We start from the raw sequence: 25,789 nt of genomic DNA, 5'->3' as shown, positions 1-25,789 counted from the left end.
CGCCCCGAGGGCGCCCGTGTGCGCTTACACGATCACAAACCCAGACGCGTCCGCGTCTCGGCGGTCGGCTCGCCACCCGGCGTCCACCCCCGCACCTGGTAGTACTCGGGCAACATCTTCGCCAGGCCGTTGACCAGGCCCTTGGCCGGGCCGGTCTTGGCCGGCTCCTGCGTCAGACGCGGCGGCAGGTTGTCGTCCTTGGCGGTGAAGCCGGCGGCGTTGTTGAACATGCGCTCCATGTTCCAGATGCGCTCGCCCACCTCGTTCAGCTTCTCCATGCTCCAGTCGCCCTCGCAGGCGGCGGCCACCTGCGGCTGCACGTCGGCCAGGGTCCACGCGAAGCTGGTGAAGACGCAGATGCCGGCCGAGTCGAACACCGCGGTGGCGTCCTGGAAGGCCTTGACGAGCTCGGGCTTGCCGTCGGTGACCAGCGGGTCGGTCTTGACCGGAATGCCGAGCACCTCGGATGCCACCGTGTAGCCGCGCAGGTGGCAGGCGCCACGGTTGGAGGTGGCGTAGGCCAGGCCCATGCCCTGGATGCCGCGCGAGTCGTAGGCCGGGAACTCCTGCCCCTTCACGCTCATCGACAGCTCGGGACGGCCGTACTTCTCGCACAGGCGCTTGCTGCCCATGCCGAGCTCCTTGCCGAAACCCTCGCCCACCGCGGTCATCTCGACCATCTTCGCCAGCGCCTCGGCCGAACCGAAGGGCGCCGCCATCCCGATGATGTCGTCGTTGAGGATGCCCAGCTCGTACAGTTCCATCGCCGCACCCACGGTGGCGCCGAAGGAGATCGGGTCCATGCCCTGCTCGTTGCAGATCAGGTTGGCGTACTGCAGCGCCTCGAGGTCGCCCACGCCATTGGCCGCACCGAGCGCCCACGCGGCCTCGTACTCCAGGCCGCCGGAAGCGCCCCAGTACTTCGGGCTGTTCTTGACGGTGAAGTGCCCCTTGTCGATTTCCGAGATGCGCCCGCAGGCGATGGTGCAGCCGAAACAGGCGGCGTTTGTGACCAGGTGGGTCTTGCCATCGGACTCGCGCTTCTCGTGCATCGCCTCGGCGGAGATCTTGGACGCATCCTCGAACTGCACGTCGCGGTGGTTGCGGGTGGGCAGCGCGCCGATCTCGTTGATCACGTTCATCAGCACCTGGGTGCCATACTTGGGCAGACCCTGGCCGGTGACCGCGTTGTCGGCGAGCACCTTCTTGGCGTCGTTGGTCGCCTTCAGGAAGGCGCCGAAATCCTTGATGCCCGACACGCCCTTGGTGCCACGGATGGCCACCGCTTTTAGGTTCTTCGAGCCCATCACCGCGCCCACGCCGGAACGGCCGGCCGCGCGATGCAGGTCATTGACCACGCAGGCATACAGCACCTGGTTCTCGCCCGCCTTGCCGATCGACGAGATGCGCACGAGCGGGTCCTGCAGCTCGTCCTTGATCTGCTCCTCGGTCTCCCAGCAGCTCTTGCCCCACAACCCGGCGGCGTCGCGCAGTTCGGCCTTGTCGTTCTCGATGTAGAGCCACACCGGTTTCGCCGACTTGCCCTCGAAGATCACCATGTCCCAGCCGGCGAACTTCATCTCGGCGCCGAAGAAACCGCCCGAGTTCGAACAGGCGATGGCGCCCGTAAGTGGCCCCTTGGTGACGACGGTGTAGCGCCCGCCGGTCGAGGCCATGGTGCCGGTGAGCGGCCCGGTGGCCATGATCATCTTGTTGTCGGGCGACAGCGGATCGACCTTGGGGTCGATCTCGGACACCAGGTACTTGGTGGCCAGGCCGCGCGAGCCGAGGTACTCGTCGGCCCACTGCATGTTGAGCGGCTCCACCGAGCAGGTACCCGCCGAGAGGTTCACCCGCAGGAGTTTTCGATTCCAACCCATGATCCGTCCTCCTCAGGCTGCGGCCGAAGCCGGGGTGTTGGCCTTGGCGGCCCAGGCGCGCATCTTGTCGATGCCGGTCCAGTCGGCGTCAACATAGGTGATGGCGCCGGTCGGACAGGCGCTGGCGCAGGCGGGGTTGCCTTCGCACAGATCGCACTTCTGCACCTTGCCGGTGTCCTGGTTGTAGTTGATGGTGCCGAACGGACAGGCGATCGTGCACACCTTGCAGCCGACACAGGTGTCCTCGAACACCATCTTGGCGCCGGTGCTCAGGTCGATGCGGATCGCGTCGACAGGGCAGGAATTCAGGCACCAGGCTTCGGTGCACTGCGTACAGGTGTAGGGCACCTTGCGGCCCTCGTGTTCGAAGTTGAACACCTTGATGCGCGACTTGCTCGGATTGATGACCCCGGTGTGCTCGTAGGAACAGGCCATCTCGCATTGCAGACAGCCGGTGCACTTCGCGGGATCAATGTGCAGTGCTTTCCACATCGATCGTCTCCTGTTTCGCGTTGTTCACGTTATTCGTCATGACAATCGGCGCTCATCCTGGGGCGCGCGCAACCGTAACCGCGCACACGGATGACTCACCTATGCAAAACGCAGCATAGGCGCTTGAGGCTCGAGGTCAAGCCGGGGATAACCCTTTCTCCGTCGAGGGATCGGGCTTGCCACAATGCCCGCACGGCGCGCCGGGGAGTACAGTGCGGGAGCAGTGCCGAAAGGGCATCCCAGCAAGCCAGGAACATGCGCCGATGACGCCACCGACTTCATCCTCCGCGGCACCCGCCGCAGGAACAGACACGACGCACGAACGGGTGCGCACCCGCGCCACCCCGCGCGGCCGCCAGCTCGACGCCGACGCCGAACGCGCCGTGGCCGACCTGCTCGGTGGCCGCCCCCGTAGCCGCGATGCACTGATCGAGCACCTGCACGCGATTCAGGACCACTTCGGCCACCTGTCGCTGAACCACATGCACGCGCTCGCGGCCTGGATGCGCCTCCCGATGGCCGAGGTCTTCGAGACCGCAAGCTTCTACGCCCACTTCGACCTCGTGCGCGATGACGAAACCCCGCCGCCGGCGCTCACGATCCGGATATGCGACGGCCTGCCCTGCCAGCTCGCCGGGGCCGCGCATCTGAAGGCCGCACTGGAGGGCGCGCTCGACCCCTCCAGCGTACGCATCCTGCGCGCTCCCTGCATGGGCCAATGCGACTGTGCGCCAGCGGCACAGATTGGTCATCGCACGCTCGGTCATGCCACTCCCGAACGCGTACGCGCGACCCTGGCACCAGGCGGCGCTGCGCCTGAGCATCCCCCCTGGCAGCGGCTCGAATCCTATCGGGCCGAAGGCGGCCATGCCCTGCTCGAAGCCCTGCGCACAGGCGCACTCGAGGCAACGCACATCGAGCATCTGCTGCGCGATGCTGGCCTGCGCGGCATGGGCGGCGCGGGTTTCCCGACCTGGCGCAAGTGGCAGGCGGTGCGCGCAGAAGCCGGCCCCCGCTACGTGGTGATCAATGCAGACGAAGGCGAACCCGGCACCTTCAAGGACCGTCATTACCTCGAGCGCTGGCCCCACCAGGTACTCGAAGGCGCACTGGTGAGCGTGCAGGCGCTCGAAGCCGAGGCGGTCTACCTCTACCTGCGGGACGAATACGCGGCACTGCACACCGTGCTGCGCGAAGCGATCGCCGAACTGGAGCAGGCCGGGATCACCCGACCCGGCTTCATCGTGCTGCGCCGCGGCGCAGGCGCCTACATCTGCGGCGAGGAATCCGCGCTCATCGAGTCGCTGGAAGGCAAACCCGGCAAGCCGCGCCATCGTCCGCCCTTCGTGGCACAGCACGGCCTTTTCGGCCGCCCGACCCTGGTCAACAACGTCGAGACGCTCTACTGGATCCCGCTCCTGCACGCGAAAGGCGCGGCGTGGTTCGCCAGCCAGGGGCGGCATGGCCGCAGCGGCCTGCGCAGCTTTTCGGTCTCGGGGCGGGTGAACAAGCCCGGCGTGCATGTCGCCCCGGCAGGCATCACGCTGCGCGAGCTGATCGACGAGCACTGCGGCGGCATGGCGGCGGGCCACCGCCTGCTCGCGTGGCTGCCCGGTGGCGCCTCGGGCGGCATCCTGCCCGCGAGCAAGGCCGACCTGCCACTCGACTTCGATACCCTGCAGCCACATGGCTGCTTCATCGGCTCGGCCGCGGTGGTGGTGATCTCGGACCAGGACGACCTGCGCACGGCGGTGCAGAACCTGCTTGCCTTCTTCGCCGACGAATCCTGTGGCCAATGCACCCCGTGCCGGGTCGGCACCGGGAAGATGCTGGGCCTGATCGAGCGCGACCAGTGGGATGTCTCACAGCTGCAAGGACTTGCGCAGCTGATGCAGGACGCCTCGATCTGCGGCCTCGGCCAGGCCGCTCCCAACCCGGTGCTCAGCCTGCTGCGTTTTTTCCCGGATGAGCTTTCGCGCCGGGGCGTTCGGCTGATACACACAGCGCCGGCCACGCAGGCCGGCCACGAAGAGGACGCGCGATGAACACGGCACACGGCCACACGGCCTCATCCGAAACAGATAACGAAGCCTTCGAGATCACGCTTGACGGGGTCACCGTCACGGCCTTCCCCGGCGAAACCCTGTGGCAAGTCGCGGCACGGGCAGGCGAGCGCATCCCCCACCTGTGCCTGCGTGATGCACCCGGCTACCGACCGGACGGAAACTGTCGCGCCTGCATGATCGAGATCGAGGGCGAACGCACCCTGGCCGCAAGCTGCATCCGCGAGGCGCGGCCAGGCATGGTGATCAGGAGCCGCAAATCCGGGCGCGCACGCAGCGCACGCGAGGGCGTCATGGCGTTACTGCGCGCCGAGCAAGCCGCGCGCGAGGACAGCCCCGACCGCTCCAGCCATTTCTGGGAGCTGGCGGAGCAGATGGCCCTGCTCGACGCCCCCGCGGGGGTGGAGGAGGACGCTTTCCTCTCCCGCATCACGCGCGCGTCGGCGCCGGATGCCTCGCATCCAGCGATCCGCGTGAATCTGGATGCATGCATCGCATGCCGACTGTGTGTTCAGGCCTGCCGCGAGGTCCAGGTCAACGACGTGATCGGTCTCGCCCACCGCGGCGCGGCAACGAAGATCGTGTTCGACTTCGACGACCCGCTCGGCCACAGCACCTGCGTGGCCTGCGGGGAATGCGTGCAGGCCTGTCCCACCGGTGCGCTGATGCCCGCCAGCGTGGCCGACGCGCTTGGCCGCGGCGACTCGGCCTGCGCCGATCACAAGGTGGATTCGGTGTGTCCCTACTGTGGCGTGGGCTGCCAGCTCACCTACCACGTCAAGGACGGTCGCATCCTCTTCGTCGAAGGCCGCAACGGCCCGGCCAACGAGAACCGCCTGTGCGTGAAGGGCCGCTTCGGCTTCGATTACCCCAATCACCGCGGCCGCCTGACGACTCCGCTGATCCGCCGTGAGGGCGTGCCCAAGGGCGTGGATCCAGCCTTCGACCCGGCCAGCCCGCTCAGCCACTTCCGCCCGGCGAGCTGGGACGAGGCGCTCGAGTTCGCCGCCACAGGCCTGCGCCGCCTGCTCGACACCCACGGCCCTGGCGTGCTCGCCGGCTTCGGCAGCGCGAAGTGTTCGAATGAGGAGGCCTGGCTGTTCCAGAAGCTGGTGCGCACGGGCTTCCGCTCCAACAACGTAGACCACTGCACCCGGCTGTGCCACGCCAGCTCGGTCGCCGCGCTGATGGAATGCATCGGCTCGGGCGCAGTCACCGCCTCCTTCATGCAGGCGGCGCAAGCCGACGTAGTGATCCTCACCGGCTGCAACCCGACGGCAAACCACCCCGTCGCCGCCACCTGGTTCAAACAGGCCGCCAAACGCGGGACGAAGCTGATCGTGCTCGACCCGCGCGGCCTGGTCCTCGGCCAATACGCCAACCGCATGGTGCGCTTCACCCCGGGGAGCGACGTTGCGCTCTTCAACGCCATGCTCCACGTCATCATCGACGAGGGCTTGTGCAACAACGACTTCATCGCCACGCGCACCGAGGGTTTCGAGGCGCTCGCCGACCACGTCGCGCCGATGACGCCCGAGGCCATGGCGCCGCTGTGCGGTGTGGCGCCGGACGAGATCCGCGACATCGCGCGCCTCTACGCCCAGGCCGAGCGCGCGATGATTTTCTGGGGCATGGGGATCTCGCAGCATGTGCACGGCACCGACAACGCGCGCTGCCTGATCTCCCTCGCGCTCGCCACCGGCCACATCGGCCGTCCCGGCACCGGCCTGCATCCGCTGCGCGGGCAGAACAACGTGCAGGGCGCCTCCGACGCGGGCCTTATCCCGATGGTGCTACCCGACTACCGCCCGGTGGGCGACGCGCAGTACCGCGCCGCCTTCGAGGAACTGTGGTCGACGCCCTTGCCAGCCCAGCCCGGCCTCACCGTCGTCGAGACCATGGACGCGATCCACGCCGGCCGGGTGCGCGGGATGTACATCCTCGGCGAGAACCCGGCGATGTCCGACCCCGACCTGCACCACACCCGCGCCGCACTCGCCAGGCTGGAACATCTGGTCGTGCAGGACCTCTTCGTCACCGAGACCGCGCAGTTTGCCGATGTGATCCTGCCCGCCTCGGCCTGGCCCGAAAAGGACGGCACCGTGACCAACACCAACCGCCAGATCCAGCTCGGCCGCGCCGCCGTGCCGCTGCCCGGCGAGGCCCGCCCCGACTGGTGGATCATCCAGCAGCTCGCGTGCCGCCTCGGCCTCGACTGGGACTACGCCCACCCGCGCGAGGTCTTCGCCGAGATGAAGCGCGCCATGCGCTCGCTCGACCACATCGACTGGGCGCGGCTGGAGCGCGAGGGTGCCGTCACCTACCCCTGCCCCGCGGGCGACGCCCCAGGCAAGGACGTGGTCTTCGACGACCGCTTCCCGACCGCAAGCGGCCGCGCACGCTTCCGCCCCGCCGTGCCGCTGCCGCCCGACGAACCGGTGGACGCCGACTGGCCCACGGTGCTGATCACCGGCCGCCAGCTCGAACACTGGCACACCGGCGCGATGACCCGGCGCAGCGCAGTGCTCGACGCGCTTGAACCCGCTGCCGTAGCGACGCTGGCCCCGGGCGAACTCGCCCGCCTCGGCCTCGCCCCGGGCGCGCCCCTGACGATCGAGACCCGCCGCGGCTGCATCACCCTCGCCGCCCGCACCGACCCGCGGATGCCCGAGGGCATGGTCTTTGTTCCCTTCTGCTACGTGGAGGCCGCCGCCAACCTGCTCACCAACCCGGCGCTCGACCCCTACGGCAAGATTCCGGAGTTCAAGTACGCGGCGTGCCGGCTATCGGCGGGCTGAAGGCAAGACCGGACCCGGGCACCCGCGCTCGGCCTCGCCGGGCGCCAGCCGCGCCTCCAGCACACCGCGCAGCGCATTGGTGAGCACGATGCGCTCGGCGCGCAGGAGATCCTCCACCCGCAGCCGCCGCTCGCGCGCCGACCATGCGGGATCGGCCAGCAGCGCGGCGCGCATCGTGCCCGGCAGCACGCCACGCCCGAGCGGCGGCGTCAGCCACTGTCCCTCGACGCGCAGGAAGACATTGCTGCGTCCGCCTTCGGTCAGCCAGCCCTCGCCATCGAAGAACAACATGTCGAACGCACCACGCGCCTGCGCGGCGCGGATGCCTTCGTCGTAGCGGCTGCGCAGCGTGGTCTTGTGGCCGAGCAGACCGAACGGATCGTCAATCGGCGTGCGCGCAAGCAGCACCTCGACCGGCCCTGGCGGCAGCGGATCGAGCACCGCCACCGCGAGCTCGAAGCGTCCGTCCTTGTGCACGGCCAGCCGCAGCCGGTGTGCCGCGCCGCTCGGCAATGCTGCCACCGCCTGCTCCAGCCCGGCGACAATGCGCTCGCGGGAGAAACCGAAATCGAGCGCCACCGCGCTGGCTTCCAGCCGCCCCAGATGGCGGTCGAGATGACGCACACCCGCCTCGCGCATCGCATGCATCGTCTCGAAGAGCACAAAGCCGGGATCGAGCGCGGTCAGGAAACGGGCCTTGAGGCGGCATTCGGCGTATTCGTCGGCAGCGCGGCTGTCGATGACGATGCCCGCGCCCACCCCCATGCGGCCATCGCAGCCCGCACCGTCCGCGCGCGAGCGCAGGCTCAGGGTACGAATCGCCACCGACAGGCAGAAGTCGCCGCATCCACTGCCCGCGACGGGGGCGTCGATCCAGCCGATGCTGCCGGTGTAGAGACCACGCGGCGAATCCTCGAGCGCGGCGATCCACTGCATGGTCCGGTGCTTGGGCGCCCCGGTGATCGAGCCACAGGGGAACAGCGCGCGCAGCAGCGCGGGGAAGCCTGTTCCGGCGGGGAGCTCGGCCTCGACGGTGGAGGTCATCTGCAGCACGGTCGGGTAGGTCTCGACCGAGAACAGTGCCGGCACGCGCACGCTGCCGGTGCGCGCGACGCGGCCCAGATCGTTGCGCAGCAGGTCGACGATCATCAGGTTCTCGGCGCGGTTCTTGGCGTCAGCCGCAAGCCCGCGGGCGATTTCCGCATCCTCTCCGGGATCCTGCGCGCGCGCTGCCGTGCCCTTCATCGGGCGGGCGGTCAGCCGGCCCCCCGTGTTGCGCAGGAAGAGTTCGGGCGAGCAGGACAACACCCAGTCCGGACCCGCGTCGCCACGCGGCAGGGCGATCAGCGCACCAAAGGCCACGGGCTGGTGCGCGCGCAGGCGGCGGTACAGGCTCAGCGGCAAGCCAAAGCTGCGAAAGTCGAGCCGGTAGCTGTAATTCACCTGATAGGTCTCGCCCGCCTCAATCGCGTGGTGGATGCGCACGATCGCTGCATCGAAGGCGGCACGATCCACGGAGGCCCGCAGGTCGAGCACGCCGGCGGGTTCGGGCTCGGAGGGCTTGAAGACTTGAGCGGCGTCGGTGGGCTCGCAGGCCGCGCCAGCTGCGCTGGACGCGCACGCCCGCTCGCGCGCCGCCAGCCACGCCGACGCCGCATCGGCATCGAGCCGCTGCATGTGCGCGAACATCAGCACGCGGAGACTCCCCGCATCCGCAGCGCTCAGGCGCTCGTGCCCCGCACCGAGCAGACGGGCGCCCCACTCGTAGTCGGCGAGCACCACGGCATGAAAGCCAGCGCGCAGGTCGGCATCCACCGCGCTCCACACCGTCTCCAGCACCGTCGGGTCGTTACAGCAATGCTCGCGAACGAGCATCGTGTACAGGCGGCTGGTCGGCGCAGCACGCGTGGCATGGCAGTCGTCGAGCAATGCGAAAGGCTCGATAGGCGGCAAGCCGGGCGGCAGCGTTGACGGATCGATGTTCACAGTTCTGGGGCGGGTGGAGATGGAGGGGATGGGGCGGGCGAGGGGCGAGAAAGGGCGAGGCGTACGCGCGCCGAGACGACGCATGCGGACGCGAATTCTAACCCGCCAGCCCCCTAACCTACGGACGCGAGCCTGCAGGCTCGGCAAGCGTAGCGCCCACGCCGACCACGCTCTCAGGCGCCACGCGCGCAAGCTGCCGCTCACGACCCGGCTTTGATATAAACACGCCATGACGCTGCCACAGAAACACGCACCAGCCGCCACCGCCCCGAGCCCGTCCGTCACCGTGACCGCCACCACGCCCCCGGCAGGCGACGAACTACCGCTCGTGCTCGCTGGCCCGATCCTGCGCCGGGTCGAATCGCAACGCCTGGTGCTGTGGCTGGCCACCAGCCGCGCCGTGCAGGTGCAGATCGAAGTGGACACAGGGGAAGGCGCACCCTGCCAGTTCCGGCCCATCCCCGGCTCGCCGGCGTACCGCCTGCTCAAGGCCGGTGCGCGCCTGCATTACATGCTGATCGACCTCGCGCTCGAGACGCCACTGCCAGCCGGGCGATGGATCGGCTACGACCTTGCGCTCGCACCCGCCGACGGGATTGACCGCACCGGGACGGAAGCAGGTGCCAACTGGCAGCACTGGCGCGACTGGGCGCCCGAGCTGTGCTACCCCGACCGTGCTACGCCCGGCTTCGTGTTCGCCCCCAGGGTAGCCTCGCTGCTGCACGGCTCCTGCCGCAAGCCGCATCATGACGGCGGTGATGGGCTCACCCGGGTCGATCGCCTGCTCGGCGAGCTGATCGCCACCAATGCCGCCGACGCCGACCCCGCACCGGGCGAGGACGGCCTGCCCGGCTGGCCCTCCGCGCTTGTGCTGACCGGCGACCAGATCTATGCCGATGACGTTGCTGGCCCGATGCTGGGCGCAATCCACGCCCTAATCGGGCGCCTGGGTCTACCGGTCGAGGCGCTGCGCGGCGCCGAGGAAGCCGGCGTGCACGACGCCGCCGCGCTCTACGCCCACCCGGCGAGCTACTACCGCCGCGAAACCCTGCTCCCCCAGCACAAGCGCAACTACGCGCTCATCGAGGTGCTGTTCGGCGGCGTCGAAAAACCGGTCTTCACCTCGGCCAGCGCACACAACCACCTGATCACACTCGCCGAAGTACTGGCGATGTACCTGCTCGTCTGGTCCCCCGCGCCATGGGCCGGACTGCGCATCGCCCCACCGTCGAACCTGAGCGCGGAAGATGCCGCGCTGTGGGCGAAGGAGAGCGCGCTCATCGACACCTTCCGCACGGACCTGGCGGCAGTACGCCGCGCGCTCGCGCACGTCCCCGTGGCCATGATCTTCGACGACCATGACGTCACCGACGACTGGAACCTGAGCCGCGAATGGGAGGAGATCGCCTACGAGCACCCCTTCTCGCGTCGCGTGATCGGCAACGCCTTGCTTGCTTACGCGGTGAACCAGGGCTGGGGCAACGATCCGGACGCCTTCGACGACGCCTCGCTGGCGCACCTTTCGAAGGCGCTGCAGGCGCCCGGCGGCGACGCCCACGAAGACTGCATCAGGCATCTGCTGAAGTTCGAGTCCTGGCACTACGCCTGGCCGAGCACGCCACCACTGATGGTCCTCGACAGCCGCACCCGACGCTGGCGCTCCGAGCACGCCGCGCGCCAACCCTCGGGGCTGATGGACTGGGAGTCGCTCACCGACCTGCAGCACGGCCTGCGCGACCTGCCGGCGGTGCTGCTGGTATCGCCGGCGCCGATCTTCGGCGTCAAGCTGATCGAGGCGATCCAGCGCGTGTTCACCTGGTTCGGCCACCCGCTGATGGTCGACGCCGAGAACTGGATGGCCCACCCCGGCGCCGCACAGGCGATCCTCAACATCTTCCGCCACCGCAAGACGCCGCAGACCTTCGTCGTGCTGTCGGGCGACGTGCATTACTCCTTCGTCTACGACGTGGAGCTGCGCGGTCGCGAGCACGGCCCCGACATCTGGCAGATCTGCAGCAGCGGCGTGCGCAACGAATTCCCGCCCCGCCTGCTCGCGGTGCTCGACCGCCTCAACCGCTGGCTGTATTCGCCGCGCTCGCCGCTCAACTGGCTGACCCGACGCCGCCACATGCGCGTGATCCCGCGCAAGTACGAAGGCGCCGCCCGCGGCCGCCGCCTGCTCAACGGCGCAGGCATCGGCCTCGTCGAACTCGACGCCGAAGGCGTGCCGTGGCGCATCCGCGAGTTGCTCGCGGACGGACGCACCATCGCTTTCGTTCGTGACGAGGACGCTGCACGCTGGGACTGAGCCAGCGCAGTGTGCCGCCCACTCGGGCGGACCTTGATTCAGAAGTCGCGACCGAGCCGTCGGTAAAGCGTATTGCGCGCGACGCCGAGATAGCGGGCCGCGGCGGAGAGGTTCCCGTCGAAACGCTCCAGCGCCTGACGGATCTTCGTCTCATCCAGTTGCCTGCTCCCCCGCATGCACCCAGCGGAGCGCACCGAAGGAGCCGCCTCGGGAAAGTCCTGCATCGACTGCGGTACGGGGGCATTTGCCGCCACCACCGCACGCTCGGCACCCGCCCCCCCCTGCAACACCTCCTCAGGCAGATGCCTGGGCAGGATGCTGAACTCCCCCTCGTCGAGCAGCACGAGGGCAAGCTCGATCGCATTCTGCAGCTGGCGAATGTTTCCGGGCCAGGCGTAGGCTTGAATGATCGCCATTGTCTCTGGCGCCAGACTCACGCGACCGGGCTCCGGGTGGCTGCCGGCGTCGATCAGGCAACGCGTCAGTTGCGCGAGGTCACTGCGCTCGCGCAGCGGCGGCAGGCGCACACTCAGGCCATTGACGCGGTAATACAGATCCTCGCGAAAATGCCCTGCGGCAACCCGTTCGCCCAGGTTGCGATGGGTGGCGCACACCAGCGCAACATCCACCGGAACGTCTTCGCACCCGCCGACTGGCTGGACGCAGCGCTCCTGCAGCACGCGCAGCAGGCGCGCCTGCATGGCCGCAGGCATGTCGCCGATCTCATCCAGGAACAGTGTTCCACCATGGGCCTGCCGGATGCGGCCCAGCGCCCCCTCCTTGCGTGCCCCCGTAAACGCACCGCCGACGTAGCCGAAAAGCTCAGACTCGATCAACGTTTCCGGAATCGCAGCGCAATTGACCGCAACGAACGGCCCTCCGGCGCGCGGGCTGCTCTCGTGGCAGGCACGTGCGAGCAGTTCCTTGCCCGATCCTGATTCGCCCTGGATGAGCACCGGAATGTTGCGCCCGATCACGCGGGCGCAGCGATCCAGCACCGCCTGCAATGCAGGGTCTCCGGTCGACAGCGCATCCAGCGTGACCGGCGGCCGAGCCGCCCGGGTCGGCGGCAGGCTCTCCCCACGGCCCCGGACCGACCGATCGGTTACGGGCGATCCGACACGTTCCCCGACGTGCCAGGCGGGACTCACCCGGACTCGCGCAAACACAGCCCCACCCGAACGCAGCGCGAGCTCGGCCAAGGCCTCGGGATGACGGGCTGCGCGGCCGATCACCCATCCGAAACTGCTGCAGAAGAACTTTCCGAAGAGCCCCAGGTTTGCCGACTGCGAATCGCCAAGGCCCAGCAGCACCCGCGCCTGTCGGTCTGCAGCGACGATTGCGCCATCCTGGTCCACCGCGAGCAGGCCCTCCTGCAGACCGCCCACCCCTTCCGGGCGCGGATGAAAGGCGACGATCGCGTGGCGCGCACACTCGCTCTCGAACATCCGGCGCTCGACCACGCGAACGCCCATGCGTGCGAGTCCGAGCGTATGCGGCTGATGGCTGCGATGGTCGCCCGAGATGTCGAGCGCGCCGATGAGTTGCCCGCGGCTGTCCAGGATCGGCGCGGCGCTGCAGGTGAGCACACCATTGCATTCGAAATAATGCTCGGCACCCAGCACCTCGACCGGCGCGCACTCGATCAACGCCGCACCGATTGCATTGGTGCCACGATGGCATTCGCTCCAGCTCGCACCCGGTTGCAGGGCAACCCGGCTGGCACGATCGACAAAGGCGGGATCACCAATGCCGTGCAAGATCAAGCCACTCGCGTCCGCGAGCAAGACCATGCTCCCCGAGGCACGAATCTGCTCATGGAGGTGCTCCATGACCGCGCTCGCGTGACTGAGCAGCACGGTATTGCGCTCACGCGCCACGACCAGGTCACCGCGGGTCGAACCTGAAAACTCCCCCCTGTCGCCCACCTCCATCCTCAATCGCAGGCAACGTTCCCAGGATCGCAGCACAGGCGCGGCCACCCCCCCCTGGGGCAATTCACCGCGCTCAAGAAACCTGCGCCGCAACGAGGCCACCGCATTGGGCGCGACTACGTCTGCCGCTTCGAATCTCATCGTTTCGTCTCCCCCGCAGCCAATGCTCGGGCTGCTTGCAGACGCCCGGCGAGCTATCTCGATCGGTGCGATCGGCGTGGCTGCAGGCCAGCCCCCGACGCACGGGCCACATGCTAATCCGATCGCCGGCAACCTGGTGAAGTTGTTCGCGCCAAGGAATGGTGCAGCAGCAGTGCGCGACGCCCTTCTAACTCGCTTCGGCGCCGGCTGCCATGTCTGCCCTACCGCAATGCGCGCTCACGGGCTCGCCCCCGATGTGCGGTGCCCGGAGGTCACTGGCCAGGCAGGTGCAGCGGCTTTCTCGTGCGCGCCCCGGGCTGGGAAACCTTGTCCTTCTGACGCTGCAGAGCGCGCTCAGCCCTTGCGCTGAAGCTCTTCAGCGTCGATTTCAGCGAGCTCCTCGTCGCTGAACAGTCGCGACCGGGTATGGAAGGCCTTGCCCGTGCCCCCCTCGAGCGAAAAGGTACCGCCCTGCCCCTCGACCACGTCGATGATCAGCTGAGTGTGCTTCCAGTACTCGTACTGCGACGCGCTCATGTAAAACGGCACGCCGCCGATCTCACCGAGACGCACGTCATGCGGCCCGATCGTCAGGTCGGTGGGCAGGTAGCAGTTCGCCGCGCTGTTGTCGCAACAGCCGCCGGACTGGTGGAACATCAGCTCGGGGCCATGCTCGGCCTTGAGCTGCGCGATCAGCTCCAGCGCCGCAGGCGTGGCAATGACGCGTTCGACCATGGCTTCGTCCTCCGCAATGCAAAAAAGGGGGCGGTTGCCCGCCCCCGAGGAGATGCCCCGGACAGGGCATGGGGAGAGAGGACGGTCGCTCAGAAGAAGCCGAGCTTGTTCTCGCTGTAGCTCACGAGCAGGTTCTTGGTCTGCTGGTAGTGGTCGAGCATGACCTTGTGCGTCTCGCGGCCGATGCCCGACTCCTTGTAGCCGCCGAAGGCAGCGTGCGCCGGGTAGGCGTGATAGCAGTTGGTCCACACGCGGCCGGCCTGGATGGCCCGGCCCATGCGATAGGCGACGTTGCCGTTGCGGCTCCATACGCCGGCACCCAGACCGTACAGGGTGTCGTTGGCGATCGCCAGGGCCTCGGCCTCGTCCTTGAAGGTGGTCACCGCGAGCACCGGCCCGAAGATCTCTTCCTGGAAGATGCGCATCTTGTTGTGGCCCTTGAACAGCGTCGGCTGGATGTAGAAGCCGTCGGCCAGGTCACCGCCAAGTTGGGCACGATTGCCGCCGATCAGGACCTCGGCGCCCTCCTCACGACCGAGCGCGAGGTAGGACTGGATCTTGGTCATCTGTTCCTGCGAGGCCTGCGCCCCCATCATCGTGTCGGTGTCGAGCGGGCTGCCCTGCTTGATGGCGGCGACGCGCTTCAGTGCGCGCTCCATGAAGCGGTCGTAGATCGATTCCTGGATCAGCGCGCGGCTCGGGCAGGTGCACACTTCGCCCTGGTTGAAGGCGAACAGCACCAGGCCCTCGATCGCCTTGTCGAGGAAGGCATCGTCCTTGTCCATCACGTCGGCGAAGAAGATGTTGGGCGACTTGCCGCCCAGCTCCAGCGTGGCCGGGATCAGGTTGTTTGCAGCGGCCTGGGCGATGACGCGGCCGGTGGAGGTCGAGCCGGTGAAGGCGATCTTGGCGATGCGCTTGCTGGTGGCGAGCGGCATGCCGGCCTCGCGGCCATAGCCGTTGACGATGTTGAGCACGCCCGGCGGCAGCAGGTCGGCGATCAGCTCCATCAGCACCAGGATCGAGATCGGGGTCGACTCGGCGGGCTTGAGCACCACGCAGTTACCCGCACCCAGAGCCGGCGCCAGCTTCCACGCCGCCATCAGGATCGGGAAGTTCCACGGGATGATCTGGCCGACCACGCCCAGCGGCTCGTGGATGTGATAGGCCATGGTGTTCTCGTCGATCTCCGAGATGCCGCCTTCCTGCGAGCGTAGGCAGCCGGCGAAGTAGCGGAAGTGGTCGACGGCGAGCGGGATGTCGGCGTTGAGCGTCTCGCGGATCGGCTTGCCGTTATCGACGGTCTCGGCGTAGGCGAGCAGTTCGAGGTTGGCCTCGAGGCGGTCGGCGATCTTGAGCAGGATGTTCGAGCGCGTGGTGGCGTCGGTCTTGCCCCAGGTCGGGAAGGCCGCGTGTGCGGCATCGAGCGCCAGCTCAATGTCCTCGGCCGTGGAGCGCGCGGCCTGGGTGTACTTCTGGCCGGAAACCGGGGTGACCACATCGAAATACTGCCCCTTGACCGGGGCCACCCATTTGCCACCGATGAAGTTGTCATAACGGCTTTTGAACTGAACCTTGGCGTCGGCCTGGCCGGGCATTGCGTACAGCATGATCTCGTCTCCTCGATTTTCTGGATGCACAGCAAGTCGCTGCATCTCACCTCCAGCAGGAGTCATGCCAGAATGCGAATGCGCCTGGATTCGGGCATTCCAGCCCCACAGCACATCCCATCGGCTGTTCCCATTGGGTGGAATGAACAGGTTGAGTTGCTCCAGATGCTCCATGGAGCAGCCATGCCGGAGCACCCATCCGATGTTTATGCGACATCGCGACCGCGAAGCCGTCTGGCACGCAACAGGCAGGGATCCACTTGAAATCCGAACCGCTCCGTACGTATCGAATGGACAGTAACCTCGAGGCGCCCCCTCGTGCCACACACCACAGCCTGGCCGACACGCGCTTCCCGGTTGCGATCATCGGCGCCGGCGCGCTGGGCCTGCACTTTGCTGCGCGGCTGCGCGCCGTCGTGCCGCTCGCCGTGATTGCGCGTAACGCACACCGGGTCGCAAGCCTCCGCACCGGCGTGCAAGTGGGCGAGCAAACACTCGCCCTGGAAGCCTTCGACGCTGCCCACCCCCCTGTCGCCGACTGGGTGATCGTGCTGGTGAAGGCCGCCGACACAGCGGCAGCCGCGGAAGTCGCCTCACGCATGCGACCCATCGGCGTGCTGTCCTTGCAGAACGGGATCACCGTGGACATGCTGCGCGGGCATTGCCACGCACAACACGTGGATCAGGGCATCACAACCGAGGGCGCGTGGCGCGACGGCAACCGGGTGCAGCCCTCAGGCGCAGGCGAAACCCTGCTGCCGCCCGGGTTCGAGCCGCTCGCGCGGATGCTGGAGGACGCGGGTCTCGAGGCTCGCATCGAGCCGGAAATCACCGCCGCGCGGCTGGCGAAGCTGCTGGTGAACGTCGCCATCAACCCGCTCGCGGCGCTGTTCCGCGTACCCAACGGCGCCCTGCTCGAGCCGCCGCACCGCGTACTGCTCGACGCCCTGGTGCGCGAGGCACTGCCGGTACTGCGCGCCAACGGCCTCGAGCTCGACGAAGCGGCCGCGCTCGCGCGGGTGCATGGCGTTGCCCGCGCCACCGCCGCCAACCGCGCCAGCATGCTGCAGGACGTCCTCGCCGGCCGCCACACCGAGATCGACGCCATCACCGGCGCCCTGCTATCCATGGCCGAGGCGGCCGGGCTCGAAGTTCCGACACATCGCGCGGTGCATACCCTGGTGCGCGCGATCGAACGCGGCGCGTTTGACAGCGCCGGGGGCCAGGGCTAACCTCCGCCCCTGTTCATGGTTGTCCGCCGTCATCGGCGGACATGAAAAGGGAATCCGGTGCCGCGCCCAGCGCGAACCCCGGAGCTGCCCCCGCAACTGTAATCGGCGAGTCCTGCGCCCTCTCTGCCACTGGAAATCTTCCGGGAAGGCTGGCGCAAGACGACGACCCGTGAGCCAGGAGACCTGCCATGCACATCACCTTCAACAGTTTGGGGCGGGGTGTCCCTGACAAGAGGCATGGCTCACACCATTTCACTTGCTCGCTTTCCTGATGGCACGGCAGCACCGCATGGCATTGCCATGCGCGTGACGCATCACGCCCGTGCGTCGGAGATCCGCCCTGCCCGCACCGGATCTCCGCCATGTCCACCGCCGACCGCCCCGCTGCAACGCTGACACCGCCGACCGATTCCACGGGCGCCGTTCTGAGGCCGATGTTCCGCTTCGGCCCCGCCGACGCCCCCCGCATCCTCGAACACCTTCTTGCGCTGGATGCCGATGACCGCCTGCTGCGCTTCAGCCACGGCATCCGCGACGAAGGCATCGCCGCCTACGTCGCCACGCTCGATTTCGCACGCGACCATGTGCATGGTCTGGGCACCGCACAAGGCGACATCGTCGCCCTCGCCCATGTCGCGGTGCGCGATGGGGAGGTCGACTTCGGGCTCAGCGTCACCGCAACTCATCGCCAGCGCGGACTGGGCCGAGCACTGTTCAACCACGTCATTGCACTGGCCCGCCTGCACGGCGCAGGCCGGATCGTGTGTCACAGCGTCAGCCCGGCGGTACTCCACATGGCTGCCGCCAGCGGCTTCCGTCGGCCTGGCGGCAGCCACACCGCCCCCCTGACGCTGGATCTGCGGGCCGAGTCCCACGCCGGCGACGACGCCCATCCTTGCCCGGCCCCCAGCGCAGTCAGCCTCGCGGCCGCCTGAAGCTCGCCTTCCCTCAGAAACCCGTTTCATCCGCACTCACCCAGACGAGGACCACCCGTGGACCGACTTCCCGCCGAAGCACTTGATAGCGCCATGCAACTCGCCGCTTTCCAGATCATCCGCCGCAATGGCGCCGTCGTTGCCTTCGATCCGAACAAGATCGCCGTCGCCATGACCAAGGCCTTTCTCGCCGTCGAGGGCCGCCAGGGCGCGGCGTCCTCACGCGTACGCGACATCGTGGCCCGACTCACCGATACCGTGGTCGGCGCCCTCACCCGTCGCCTGCCCGACGGCGGCATGCTGCACATCGAGGACATCCAGGACCAGGTCGAGCTGGCGCTGATGCGCTCGGGCGAGCACGACGTCGCGCGCGCCTACGTGCTCTACCGCGAACGCCGCGCTGCCGAACGCGCCGCGCAGAAGGACGCCGAAGCGCAGGCGGGCGGCGCCGGCCCCGTGCTGCACGTCGTCGATGGCGAAGCGCGCCGCCCGCTCGACCGCGCCGCCCTGCTCGCCGTGTGCCGCGAGGCCTGCGAAGGGCTGGACGGCGTGTCCGCCGACACCGTGCTCGAACACGCCCTGCACAACCTCTACGACGGCGTGCCGATTGCCGCCGTGCGCCAAGCGCTGGTGCTCGCTGCACGCACGCTGATCGAGCGCGAGCCGGACTACGGCCGTGTCGCCGCCCGCCTGCTGCTGTCGGCGATCCGCGTCGAAGTGCTCGGGCACGAGGCCTCGCAGGCCGACATGGCCGACCCCGATCAGGGTTATGCCGCCTGCCTGCCCGCCTTCATCCGCCGTGGCATCGAGGCGGAGCTGCTCGATCCCCGGCTGGCCGACTTCGACCTCGCCCGCCTGGCGGCGGCGATCCGGCCCGAGCGCGACCTGCAGTTCGACTACCTCGGCCTGCAGACGCTGTACGACCGCTACTTCCTGCATGTCGACGACCGCCGCATCGAGCTTCCGCAGACCTTCTTCATGCGGGTGGCGATGGGCCTGGCGATCAACGAGATCGACCGCGAGGCACAGGCCATCGCGTTCTACGAGCTGCTGTCGAGCTTCGACTTCATGAGCAGCACGCCGACGCTGTTCAACAGCGGCACCCGCCATTCGCAGCTGTCGTCCTGCTACCTGACGACGGTGGCCGACAGCCTGGAAGACATCTACCAGTCGATCAAGGAAAACGCCCTGCTGCAGAAGTTTGCCGGCGGTCTGGGCAACGACTGGACGCCGGTGCGTGCGCTCGGCAGCCGCATCAAGGGCACCAACGGCCAGAGCCAGGGCGTGATCCCCTTCCTCAAGGTGGTCAACGACACCGCGGTGGCGGTGAACCAGGGCGGCAAGCGCAAGGGCGCGGTGTGCGCCTATCTCGAAACCTGGCACCTCGACATCGAGGAATTCCTCGAACTGCGCAAGAACACCGGCGACGAGCGCCGCCGCACGCACGACATGAACACCGCGAACTGGATTCCCGACTTGTTCATGAAGCGCGTGCTGGAGAACGCCGAATGGACCCTGTTCTCGCCGGTCGACGTGCCCGACCTGCACGAGCGCTACGGCCAGGACTTCGAGACGGCCTACCGCGCGTATGAGGAAAAGGCCGAGCGCGGCGAGATCCGCCTCTTCAAGCGCCTGCCCGCCATCCAGCTGTGGCGCAAGATGCTGACCATGCTGTTCGAGACCGGGCATCCATGGATCACCTTCAAGGACGCCTGCAACCTGCGCTCGCCGCAGCAGCACGTGGGCGTGGTGCATGGCTCCAACCTGTGCACCGAGATCACGCTCAACACCGCGGCCGACGAGACCGCGGTATGCAACCTCGGCTCGGTGAACCTGCCAGCCCATCTGGTGCGCGACGGCGATGGCCGCTGGGCGCTCGACCACAACAAGCTGCAGCGTACTGTGCGCGTCGCGATGCGCCTGCTCGACAACGTCATCGACCTCAACTACTACGCCACGCCCAAGGCGCGCGCCGCCAACCTGCGTCACCGCCCGGTGGGCCTGGGCATCATGGGCTTTGCCGACGCCTTGCATTTGATGGGCCTGGCCTACGCATCGGACGCCGCGATCGAGTTTGCCGACCGCTCGATGGAAGCCGTGTGCCACGCCGCCTACTGGGCCTCGACCGAGCTGGCCGAGGCACGCGGGCCATATTCCAGCTTCCGCGGCAGCCTGTGGGACCGGGGCATCCTGCCGCAGGACAGCCTCGCGCTGCTGGCCGAGGGCCGTGGCCGCAGCAGTAGAGGGAATAACGAAGGCGGCGGCGCCCTGCTCGAAGTCGACCGCTCGTCCGCGCTCGACTGGGGGCCGCTGCGCGAGCGCATCGCCCGCCATGGCATGCGCAACTCGAACTGCGTCGCCATCGCACCGACCGCGACCATCTCCAACATCGTCGGCGTGTCCGCCTCGATCGAGCCGGACTACCAGAACCTGTACGTCAAATCCAACCTGTCGGGCGAGTTCACCGTGGTCAACGCGCATCTCGTGCGCGAACTGAAGGCACTCGGCCTGTGGGACGAAGTGATGGTGGCCGACCTTAAATACTTCGACGGCTCGCTCGCCCCGATCGAGCGCATTCCCGCCGAACTCAAGGCGCGTTACGCCACCGCCTTCGAAATCGAGCCGCACTGGTTGGTGGAAGCCGCCTCGCGCCGGCAGAAGTGGATCGACCAGGCGCAGTCGCTGAATCTCTACGTCGCCGCCGCGTCGGGCCGCAAGCTCGACGAGCTCTACCGCCTGGCCTGGCTGCGCGGGCTCAAGACCACCTACTACCTGCGCACCCTGGGCGCCACCGCCATGGAGAAGACCGGCACCAACACGCCGGCCACCGCCAGCGCCGACCCGGCGCCCAAGACCTGCTCCATTCTCGACCCCGACTGCGAGGCCTGCCAATGACCGCCTTCTTCGACGACTGGGACACGCCGGTTCGCCCTCGGGCAGCCACTGCTCCAGCCGCTACGCCAGCCTCCCGCCAGGCAGACTCCCCGGCGTCCACGGTGACGCCCACGGCACCGGCATTCCGCCCCGACGCGGCCCTGTCCGCCACCGATGCCCAGCCGGGCGCGCTGGCGCCGGTGCGTGCTGCCGACAAGCGCATCGTCAATGGCCAGGGTGACATCAACCAGCTCGCGCCCTTCAAGTACCCCTGGGCGTGGGAGTTCTTCCTCAACGCCAACAAGAACCACTGGACGCCGCTGGAAATCTCCATGGCGCAGGACGTTCACGACTACCACCATCGCCTGACGCCGGCCGAGCGCCATGTGTTCGAGAACGTGCTGTCCTATCTGACCACCTCGGACATCCTCGCCATGCGCAACATCGGCCTGGCGGTGATGGAGAAGATGACAGCGCCCGAACTGCAGATCTACCAGGCCCGCCAGGTGTATGAGGAAGCCCTGCATACCTGGACCTATCAGCACTGCATCGAAAGCCTGGGCCTGGACCAGCAGGAGATCTACAACCGCTACCGCGTCGTGCCCGAGATCCACGGCAAGATCGCGCTCGCCAACCGCCGCCTCGAGCGCGTGATGCGGGCCGACTTCGACCTCACCGACCGCGACAACCTGCACGAATTCGCGCTCTCCTACCTCTTCTTCGCGGCCATCTTCGAGGGCTGCTGGTTCTACAACGGCTTCACGCCCATCTTCGCGCTGCAGCGGCGCGGGCTGATGAAGGGCACGGCCGAGCAGTTGCAGTACATCATGCGCGACGAGGTGCTGCACTGCGCCTTCGGCATCCGCACCGTGCGCACGCTCATCGCCGAGGAAAACCTGCAGCTCGATCCCGCGGCGCTCGCCCGCCTGTGGGAGGAGGCCGAGGCCGCCGAAACCGCCTACGCCGGCTATCTGCTGCGCGAGCCCATCCTCGGCTACTCGGCCGCGCAGCACATGGGCCAGTTCCGCTACATCGCCAACCGCCGCGCCCGCCAGCTCGGGCTGGCCGAGCCCTACCCCGGCGCGGAAAACGTGCTGCCCTGGCTGGACGAGCAGGCCAACCTGCGCAAGGAGAAGAACTTCTTCGAGACGCGGGTCACGGAGTATCAGACCGGCGGCGCGCTGAGCTGGGAGTGAGCACAGGCGGACGGGGTGGCGCCTGCAGCGCCCCCCGCCACCACCGCGCAGCCTTCGCGCCGAGATCAGCCAGCGATTAGCGGATCCCGCCCATGCACAGGTACTTGATCTCGACGAAGTCGTCGATGCCGTACTTCGAGCCCTCGCGCCCGACGCCGGAGGCCTTGACGCCGCCGAAGGGCGCGACCTCGGTGGAGATGAGGCCTTCGTTGATGCCGACGATGCCGTACTCCAGCCCTTCGGCCACGCGCCACACGCGGGCGATGTCGCGCGCGTAGAAATAGGCGGCGAGACCGAACTCGGTGTCGTTGGCCATGCGGATCGCTTCCTCTTCTGTATGGAAGCGGAACAGCGGCGCCACCGGGCCGAAGATCTCCTCCCGCGCCACGCGCATCGCAGGGGTGACACCGGTGACGATGGTGGGCTCGAAGAAGGTGCCGCCGAGCGCATGGCGCTTGCCACCGCAGGCGATCTGCGCGCCCTTGCCTACCGCGTCGGCGAGTAACTCCTCCACCTTCTCCACCGCATCCTCGTTGATAAGCGGTCCCTGCTGCACCTCGCCCGAGAGCCCCGGGCCTACCTTGAGCTTCGCCACCGCTTCGGCCAGTTTCTCGGCGAAGGCGTCGTAGATGCCGTCCTGCACCAGCAGGCGATTCGCGCACACGCAGGTCTGGCCCGCGTTGCGGTACTTCGAAGCCATCGCCCCCGCGACCGCAGCGTCCAGATCGGCATCGTCGAAGACGATGAAAGGCGCGTTGCCGCCGAGCTCGAGCGCGACCTTCTTCACCGTGCCGGCGCACTGGGCCATCAGCAGCTTACCCACCTCGGTCGAACCGGTGAAGGAGAGTTTGCGCACCACCGGGCTGGCGGTAAGCTCGGCGCCGACTTCGGCAGCGCGATTGGTGGTGACGATGTTGAACACGCCCGGAGGCATGCCGGCACGTTCGGCCAGTTCGGCGAGCGCGAGCGCGCTCAGCGGCGTGTCCTCGGCGGGCTTGATCACCATGGTGCATCCGGCAGCCAGGGCGGGGCCGGCCTTGCGCGTGATCATCGCATTGGGGAAGTTCCACGGCGTGATCGCCGCCACCACGCCGATCGGCTGCTTGATGACGACGATACGCTTGTCCGCGCCGTGCGGCGGAATCACGTCGCCATAGATGCGCTTACCCTCCTCGGCAAACCACTCGATGAAGGATGCACCATAGGCGACCTCGCCACGCGCCTCGGCCAGCGGCTTACCCTGCTCTGCGGTCATCAGCACGGCAAGGTCTTCCTGGTTGGCCAGGATCAACTCGAACCAGCGCCGCAGCACGGCCGCACGCTCCTTCGCCGTACGCGCACGCCACGCCGGCAATGCAGCCTCGGCCGCGGCGATTGCACGCCGCGTCTCGGCAGCACCCATGTCGGGCACGCTGGTAATTACGCTGCCGTCGGCCGGGTTGCGTACCTCGAAACGGGCATCGCCGTCCGCGTCGAGCCAGGCGCCGTCAATGTATGCACGCGTACGCAGCAGATTGCTGTCCTTGAGTTGCATCAGCATGGACTCCTTCGGAATTGTCATGACCGGAATGGCCGCAGTCTAAACTGTTCAAGCCGACGGGCAAAAAGGCAGCGTCCGCGGCCGGGAATTCGCTAAAGCCCTCACACCGAAATGCCGAAAACGCTGCATGCACACCGTGCAGGGACTTTCCGTGGTCGCACGGGTACGCAACTTCACAGGGAACAGGACCACTCATGAAGAACCTCGACATCAAGGTGAAGCTCGGCCTGCTGACCCTGTGCGCCCTCGCACTGCTGGTCGCGATCGGTGGCTTCTCGTTCTACCAGGCGGGGCAGTTGAACAGCACCCTGACCAAGGTGATCGCGGACAACCAGAGGCTGATCGATGCGGTCGACACTGCACGCAGCGCCCAGGTGAGCTTCAAGACGCAGGTTCAGGAGTGGAAGAACATCCTGCGCCGGGGCAAGGACGCGGGTTCGCCGTGGTCGCGAAGAACATGAAACGCATTTCACAGTCTGCGGACGAAACCAGCACAGCCGCTCGAGACATGAGCGACTCGGCTACACGCCTGCGCGAACAGACCGGCCTGCTCGCGCAGACGATTGCGGGCTTTCGCACCTGAGCAGGGCGTCGCCCATCCCTGCAGGTACGCAAAGGGTCCAGCGCCGGAGCGCGACGGCAAGACACTTTCTCATGACCAACTCAGACCACACGCATCGCAAGCTTGGGCGCCGCCTGGGTTTGCTCGCAACCCTGGCATTTCTCGGCTTCGGCTGGGCGACCTTCGATGGCGTCCTCAAACACCGCGAGGACCCCAACCGTGCGTTGACCGTTGCGCACGGCACGGAAGAGTGGGTGCTGCAACGCAATCGCGCCGGCCACTACTTCTCACCCGGCCTGATCAACGGCCAGCCCGTTCGCTTCCTGCTCGACACGGGCGCGACCCACACGGCGGTGCCGGCGCACCTGGGCCCGCAACTCGGTCTGAGCCCTGGAGCCCGTTCGATGGTTTCCACCGCCAACGGCAGCGTGATTGTCCATGCCACGACCATTGCATCGCTCGACATCGGGCCGTTCCGCTTCGCCGGCGCCCCAGCCCACCTGAATCCGGGCATGCGTGACGACGACGTGCTGCTCGGCATGAGCGTTTTGAAGCACCTTGAGTTTACGCAACGCGGTGATGTGCTGGTGCTGAGGAAGCCATCCGGCTGACGGTCCCGGTGAGGCTCAATGTGACCTTGGACGTGCCGTCCTCTCCCGGCTGCGCATCCAAGGCGCACCACGAAAGCAAAACGCCCAAGCGACTGAATCACTTGGGCGTTTTGCTTGAATTACTGGTCGGGGAAAGAGGATTCGAACCTCCGGCCCCTGCGTCCCGAACCCGTTCCAGCGCCTTTCGCCTACTGGTACTCGTTTAAAAAACTCATAAAAAACCGTGGCTTATTGTGCATGAGCATGCAAGAGCACGCAACTAAATGCACCGTTTTTTTGGAGCATTGGAGCAGAATTGGAGCAAAATTTATACATTTCTCATAATGCCAAATATATCCAAGTAGAGCCCCTCGGTCGACCTATACTCCATTTTGGAAGCCGAGACGCCCCCATGGTCAGCCCTTACCAACCCATCACGAAAGAAGACGCAGCTCGAATCTTGTCGGTGTCGAAAAGGACCATCGACAACTGGCTCGCCGACGGCACCATCGTGCCGCCGCGAAACATCGGCCGTAGGATCTACTGGCACCCAGACGCCTTTTATGCATGGCTCGACGAGCGGCTCGGGGTGACGTCAGAACGTTGCCAAGACTCGACGATGAATATGGGCATCGAACCGAAGCGACGCGGAAGACCTCGCTCGACACTTCACTGATCGCGTAAACCTCGCGCGGGCAACCTGCGGTTCTCGCCGCACACTATCGCAAACATGGACAAGTACGGTTCCGCAGGGAGCCGCGGCATGCAGATGCGGCTCCCTGCGGCTCATGAAAATCGCCTCAATAAGTGACGCGCACTGATACGACGCATTTCTCTTATGCGAGTGGCTAGCCCTTCCAGGGTCATCGCACTCGAAAGTCATAACGAATGAATCCCCAGCATTTTCATACGG

The 25,789-nt window shown here is 67.3% G+C and carries 18 protein-coding genes and 1 riboswitch; of the genes, 11 read left to right on the top strand and 7 right to left on the bottom strand.

Translation table 11 applies throughout. The features are described from left to right. Positions 1–32: 32 nt before the first annotated feature. Together ACUH78_RS12865 and ACUH78_RS12860 are read right to left on the bottom strand one after the other, a co-directional pair. Positions 33–1,880: an aldehyde ferredoxin oxidoreductase family protein gene (locus tag ACUH78_RS12865; protein WP_445333646.1), complete on the bottom strand. Its 1,848-nt coding sequence runs from the start codon at positions 1,878–1,880 to the stop codon at positions 33–35. A 12-nt stretch (positions 1,881–1,892) separates the two neighbouring features. Next, positions 1,893–2,372, bottom strand: a complete 480-nt coding sequence (locus ACUH78_RS12860) for a 4Fe-4S dicluster domain-containing protein (protein WP_020687811.1) — start codon at positions 2,370–2,372, stop codon at positions 1,893–1,895. Positions 2,373–2,635: 263 nt separating this feature from the next. On the opposite strand from ACUH78_RS12860, the gene ACUH78_RS12855 reads away from it, so the two are divergent. Both ACUH78_RS12855 and fdhF read left to right on the top strand, forming a co-directional pair. Continuing rightward, positions 2,636–4,417 (top strand): NAD(P)H-dependent oxidoreductase subunit E, encoded by a 1,782-nt coding sequence (locus ACUH78_RS12855; RefSeq protein ID WP_445333647.1) that lies wholly within the window; start codon positions 2,636–2,638, stop codon positions 4,415–4,417. Beyond that, positions 4,414–7,233 carry a formate dehydrogenase subunit alpha gene (gene fdhF, locus ACUH78_RS12850; protein ID WP_445333648.1) on the top strand — a complete coding sequence of 940 codons (2,820 nt, stop codon included), beginning with the start codon at positions 4,414–4,416 and terminating at the stop codon, positions 7,231–7,233. The genes ACUH78_RS12855 and fdhF overlap by 4 nt, the downstream gene beginning before the upstream one ends. Here fdhF and ACUH78_RS12845 read toward each other — a convergent pair. After that, positions 7,219–9,303 carry a chorismate-binding protein gene (locus tag ACUH78_RS12845; RefSeq protein WP_445333649.1) on the bottom strand — a complete coding sequence of 695 codons (2,085 nt, stop codon included), beginning with the start codon at positions 9,301–9,303 and terminating at the stop codon, positions 7,219–7,221. The two genes, fdhF and ACUH78_RS12845, sit on opposite strands and share 15 nt — an antisense overlap. A gap of 145 nt (positions 9,304–9,448) precedes the next feature. On the opposite strand from ACUH78_RS12845, the gene ACUH78_RS12840 reads away from it, so the two are divergent. Beyond that, positions 9,449–11,527 carry an alkaline phosphatase D family protein gene (locus tag ACUH78_RS12840; protein ID WP_445333650.1) on the top strand — a complete coding sequence of 693 codons (2,079 nt, stop codon included), beginning with the start codon at positions 9,449–9,451 and terminating at the stop codon, positions 11,525–11,527. 38 nt (positions 11,528–11,565) lie between these two features. Here ACUH78_RS12840 and ACUH78_RS12835 read toward each other — a convergent pair whose 3' ends face one another. The 3 genes from ACUH78_RS12835 to adh all read right to left on the bottom strand — a co-directional run bounded on the left by ACUH78_RS12835 (position 11,566) and on the right by adh (position 15,947). Continuing rightward, positions 11,566–13,602: a sigma-54-dependent Fis family transcriptional regulator gene (locus ACUH78_RS12835; RefSeq protein ID WP_445333651.1), complete on the bottom strand. Its 2,037-nt coding sequence runs from the start codon at positions 13,600–13,602 to the stop codon at positions 11,566–11,568. Positions 13,603–13,956: 354 nt separating this feature from the next. After that, on the bottom strand, positions 13,957–14,337 hold the full coding sequence (locus tag ACUH78_RS12830) for a DUF779 domain-containing protein (RefSeq protein WP_418363286.1): 381 nt from the start codon (positions 14,335–14,337) through the stop codon (positions 13,957–13,959). A gap of 89 nt (positions 14,338–14,426) precedes the next feature. Continuing rightward, entirely contained in the window at positions 14,427–15,947 is a 1,521-nt protein-coding gene (gene adh / locus ACUH78_RS12825; RefSeq protein WP_445333652.1) for an aldehyde dehydrogenase, read from the bottom strand. A gap of 290 nt (positions 15,948–16,237) precedes the next feature. Between adh and ACUH78_RS12820 the strand changes: the two genes are divergently transcribed. The 4 genes from ACUH78_RS12820 to ACUH78_RS12805 all read left to right on the top strand — a co-directional run bounded on the left by ACUH78_RS12820 (position 16,238) and on the right by ACUH78_RS12805 (position 22,184). Then, the gene (locus tag ACUH78_RS12820) at positions 16,238–17,179 is read left to right on the top strand and encodes a ketopantoate reductase family protein (protein ID WP_445333653.1); all 942 of its coding nucleotides are present in this window, start codon (positions 16,238–16,240) and stop codon (positions 17,177–17,179) included. Beyond that, a riboswitch (cobalamin riboswitch) is annotated at positions 17,179–17,384 on the top strand. It overlaps the preceding gene by 1 nt. A gap of 157 nt (positions 17,385–17,541) precedes the next feature. Next, a complete protein-coding gene (locus tag ACUH78_RS12815; RefSeq protein ID WP_133091826.1) occupies positions 17,542–18,114 on the top strand; it encodes a GNAT family N-acetyltransferase in 573 nt (190 codons plus the stop codon). A 57-nt stretch (positions 18,115–18,171) separates the two neighbouring features. After that, positions 18,172–21,009, top strand: coding sequence for a ribonucleoside-diphosphate reductase subunit alpha (locus ACUH78_RS12810; protein WP_445333654.1), 2,838 nt, complete (start codon positions 18,172–18,174; stop codon positions 21,007–21,009). Beyond that, entirely contained in the window at positions 21,006–22,184 is a 1,179-nt protein-coding gene (locus ACUH78_RS12805; RefSeq protein WP_445333655.1) for a ribonucleotide-diphosphate reductase subunit beta, read from the top strand. The genes ACUH78_RS12810 and ACUH78_RS12805 overlap by 4 nt, the downstream gene beginning before the upstream one ends. A gap of 76 nt (positions 22,185–22,260) precedes the next feature. Here the strand turns inward: ACUH78_RS12805 and gabD are convergent, their stop codons facing one another. Beyond that, a complete protein-coding gene (gabD, locus tag ACUH78_RS12800) occupies positions 22,261–23,724 on the bottom strand; it encodes an NADP-dependent succinate-semialdehyde dehydrogenase (protein WP_445333660.1) in 1,464 nt (487 codons plus the stop codon). 194 nt (positions 23,725–23,918) lie between these two features. On the opposite strand from gabD, the gene ACUH78_RS12795 reads away from it, so the two are divergent. The 4 genes from ACUH78_RS12795 to ACUH78_RS12780 all read left to right on the top strand — a co-directional run bounded on the left by ACUH78_RS12795 (position 23,919) and on the right by ACUH78_RS12780 (position 25,552). Continuing rightward, positions 23,919–24,185 (top strand): hypothetical protein, encoded by a 267-nt coding sequence (locus ACUH78_RS12795; protein WP_445333656.1) that lies wholly within the window; start codon positions 23,919–23,921, stop codon positions 24,183–24,185. Then, positions 24,182–24,307, top strand: a complete 126-nt coding sequence (locus ACUH78_RS12790) for a hypothetical protein (RefSeq protein WP_435750734.1) — start codon at positions 24,182–24,184, stop codon at positions 24,305–24,307. Before ACUH78_RS12795 ends, ACUH78_RS12790 begins: the two co-directional genes overlap by 4 nt. A gap of 71 nt (positions 24,308–24,378) precedes the next feature. Next, positions 24,379–24,897 (top strand): retropepsin-like aspartic protease family protein, encoded by a 519-nt coding sequence (locus ACUH78_RS12785; RefSeq protein WP_445333657.1) that lies wholly within the window; start codon positions 24,379–24,381, stop codon positions 24,895–24,897. 391 nt (positions 24,898–25,288) lie between these two features. Beyond that, on the top strand, positions 25,289–25,552 hold the full coding sequence (locus tag ACUH78_RS12780; RefSeq protein ID WP_445333658.1) for a helix-turn-helix transcriptional regulator: 264 nt from the start codon (positions 25,289–25,291) through the stop codon (positions 25,550–25,552). Positions 25,553–25,789: the final 237 nt, after the last annotated feature.

The sequence above is a fragment of the Thauera sp. ZXT1-4 genome (assembly GCF_052598215.2).
The sequence above is the reverse complement of the archived record's forward strand: the minus strand, read 5'-3'. Positions and strand labels throughout refer to the sequence as shown.

Coding starts and splice junctions, on each gene's coding strand:
- ACUH78_RS12860 (WP_020687811.1), bottom strand. CDS start 2,372: ATGTGGAAAGCACTGCACATTGATCCCGCGAAGTGCACCGGCTGTCTG.
- ACUH78_RS12790 (WP_435750734.1), top strand. CDS start 24,182: ATGAAACGCATTTCACAGTCTGCGGACGAAACCAGCACAGCCGCTCGA.
- ACUH78_RS12785 (WP_445333657.1), top strand. CDS start 24,379: ATGACCAACTCAGACCACACGCATCGCAAGCTTGGGCGCCGCCTGGGT.
- ACUH78_RS12795 (WP_445333656.1), top strand. CDS start 23,919: ATGAAGAACCTCGACATCAAGGTGAAGCTCGGCCTGCTGACCCTGTGC.
- gabD (WP_445333660.1), bottom strand. CDS start 23,724: ATGCTGATGCAACTCAAGGACAGCAATCTGCTGCGTACGCGTGCATAC.
- ACUH78_RS12780 (WP_445333658.1), top strand. CDS start 25,289: ATGGTCAGCCCTTACCAACCCATCACGAAAGAAGACGCAGCTCGAATC.
- ACUH78_RS12830 (WP_418363286.1), bottom strand. CDS start 14,337: ATGGTCGAACGCGTCATTGCCACGCCTGCGGCGCTGGAGCTGATCGCG.
- ACUH78_RS12845 (WP_445333649.1), bottom strand. CDS start 9,303: ATGCGTCGTCTCGGCGCGCGTACGCCTCGCCCTTTCTCGCCCCTCGCC.
- ACUH78_RS12835 (WP_445333651.1), bottom strand. CDS start 13,602: ATGAGATTCGAAGCGGCAGACGTAGTCGCGCCCAATGCGGTGGCCTCG.
- adh (WP_445333652.1), bottom strand. CDS start 15,947: ATGCTGTACGCAATGCCCGGCCAGGCCGACGCCAAGGTTCAGTTCAAA.
- ACUH78_RS12840 (WP_445333650.1), top strand. CDS start 9,449: ATGACGCTGCCACAGAAACACGCACCAGCCGCCACCGCCCCGAGCCCG.
- ACUH78_RS12805 (WP_445333655.1), top strand. CDS start 21,006: ATGACCGCCTTCTTCGACGACTGGGACACGCCGGTTCGCCCTCGGGCA.
- ACUH78_RS12820 (WP_445333653.1), top strand. CDS start 16,238: ATGGACAGTAACCTCGAGGCGCCCCCTCGTGCCACACACCACAGCCTG.
- ACUH78_RS12815 (WP_133091826.1), top strand. CDS start 17,542: ATGTCCACCGCCGACCGCCCCGCTGCAACGCTGACACCGCCGACCGAT.
- ACUH78_RS12855 (WP_445333647.1), top strand. CDS start 2,636: ATGACGCCACCGACTTCATCCTCCGCGGCACCCGCCGCAGGAACAGAC.
- ACUH78_RS12865 (WP_445333646.1), bottom strand. CDS start 1,880: ATGGGTTGGAATCGAAAACTCCTGCGGGTGAACCTCTCGGCGGGTACC.
- fdhF (WP_445333648.1), top strand. CDS start 4,414: ATGAACACGGCACACGGCCACACGGCCTCATCCGAAACAGATAACGAA.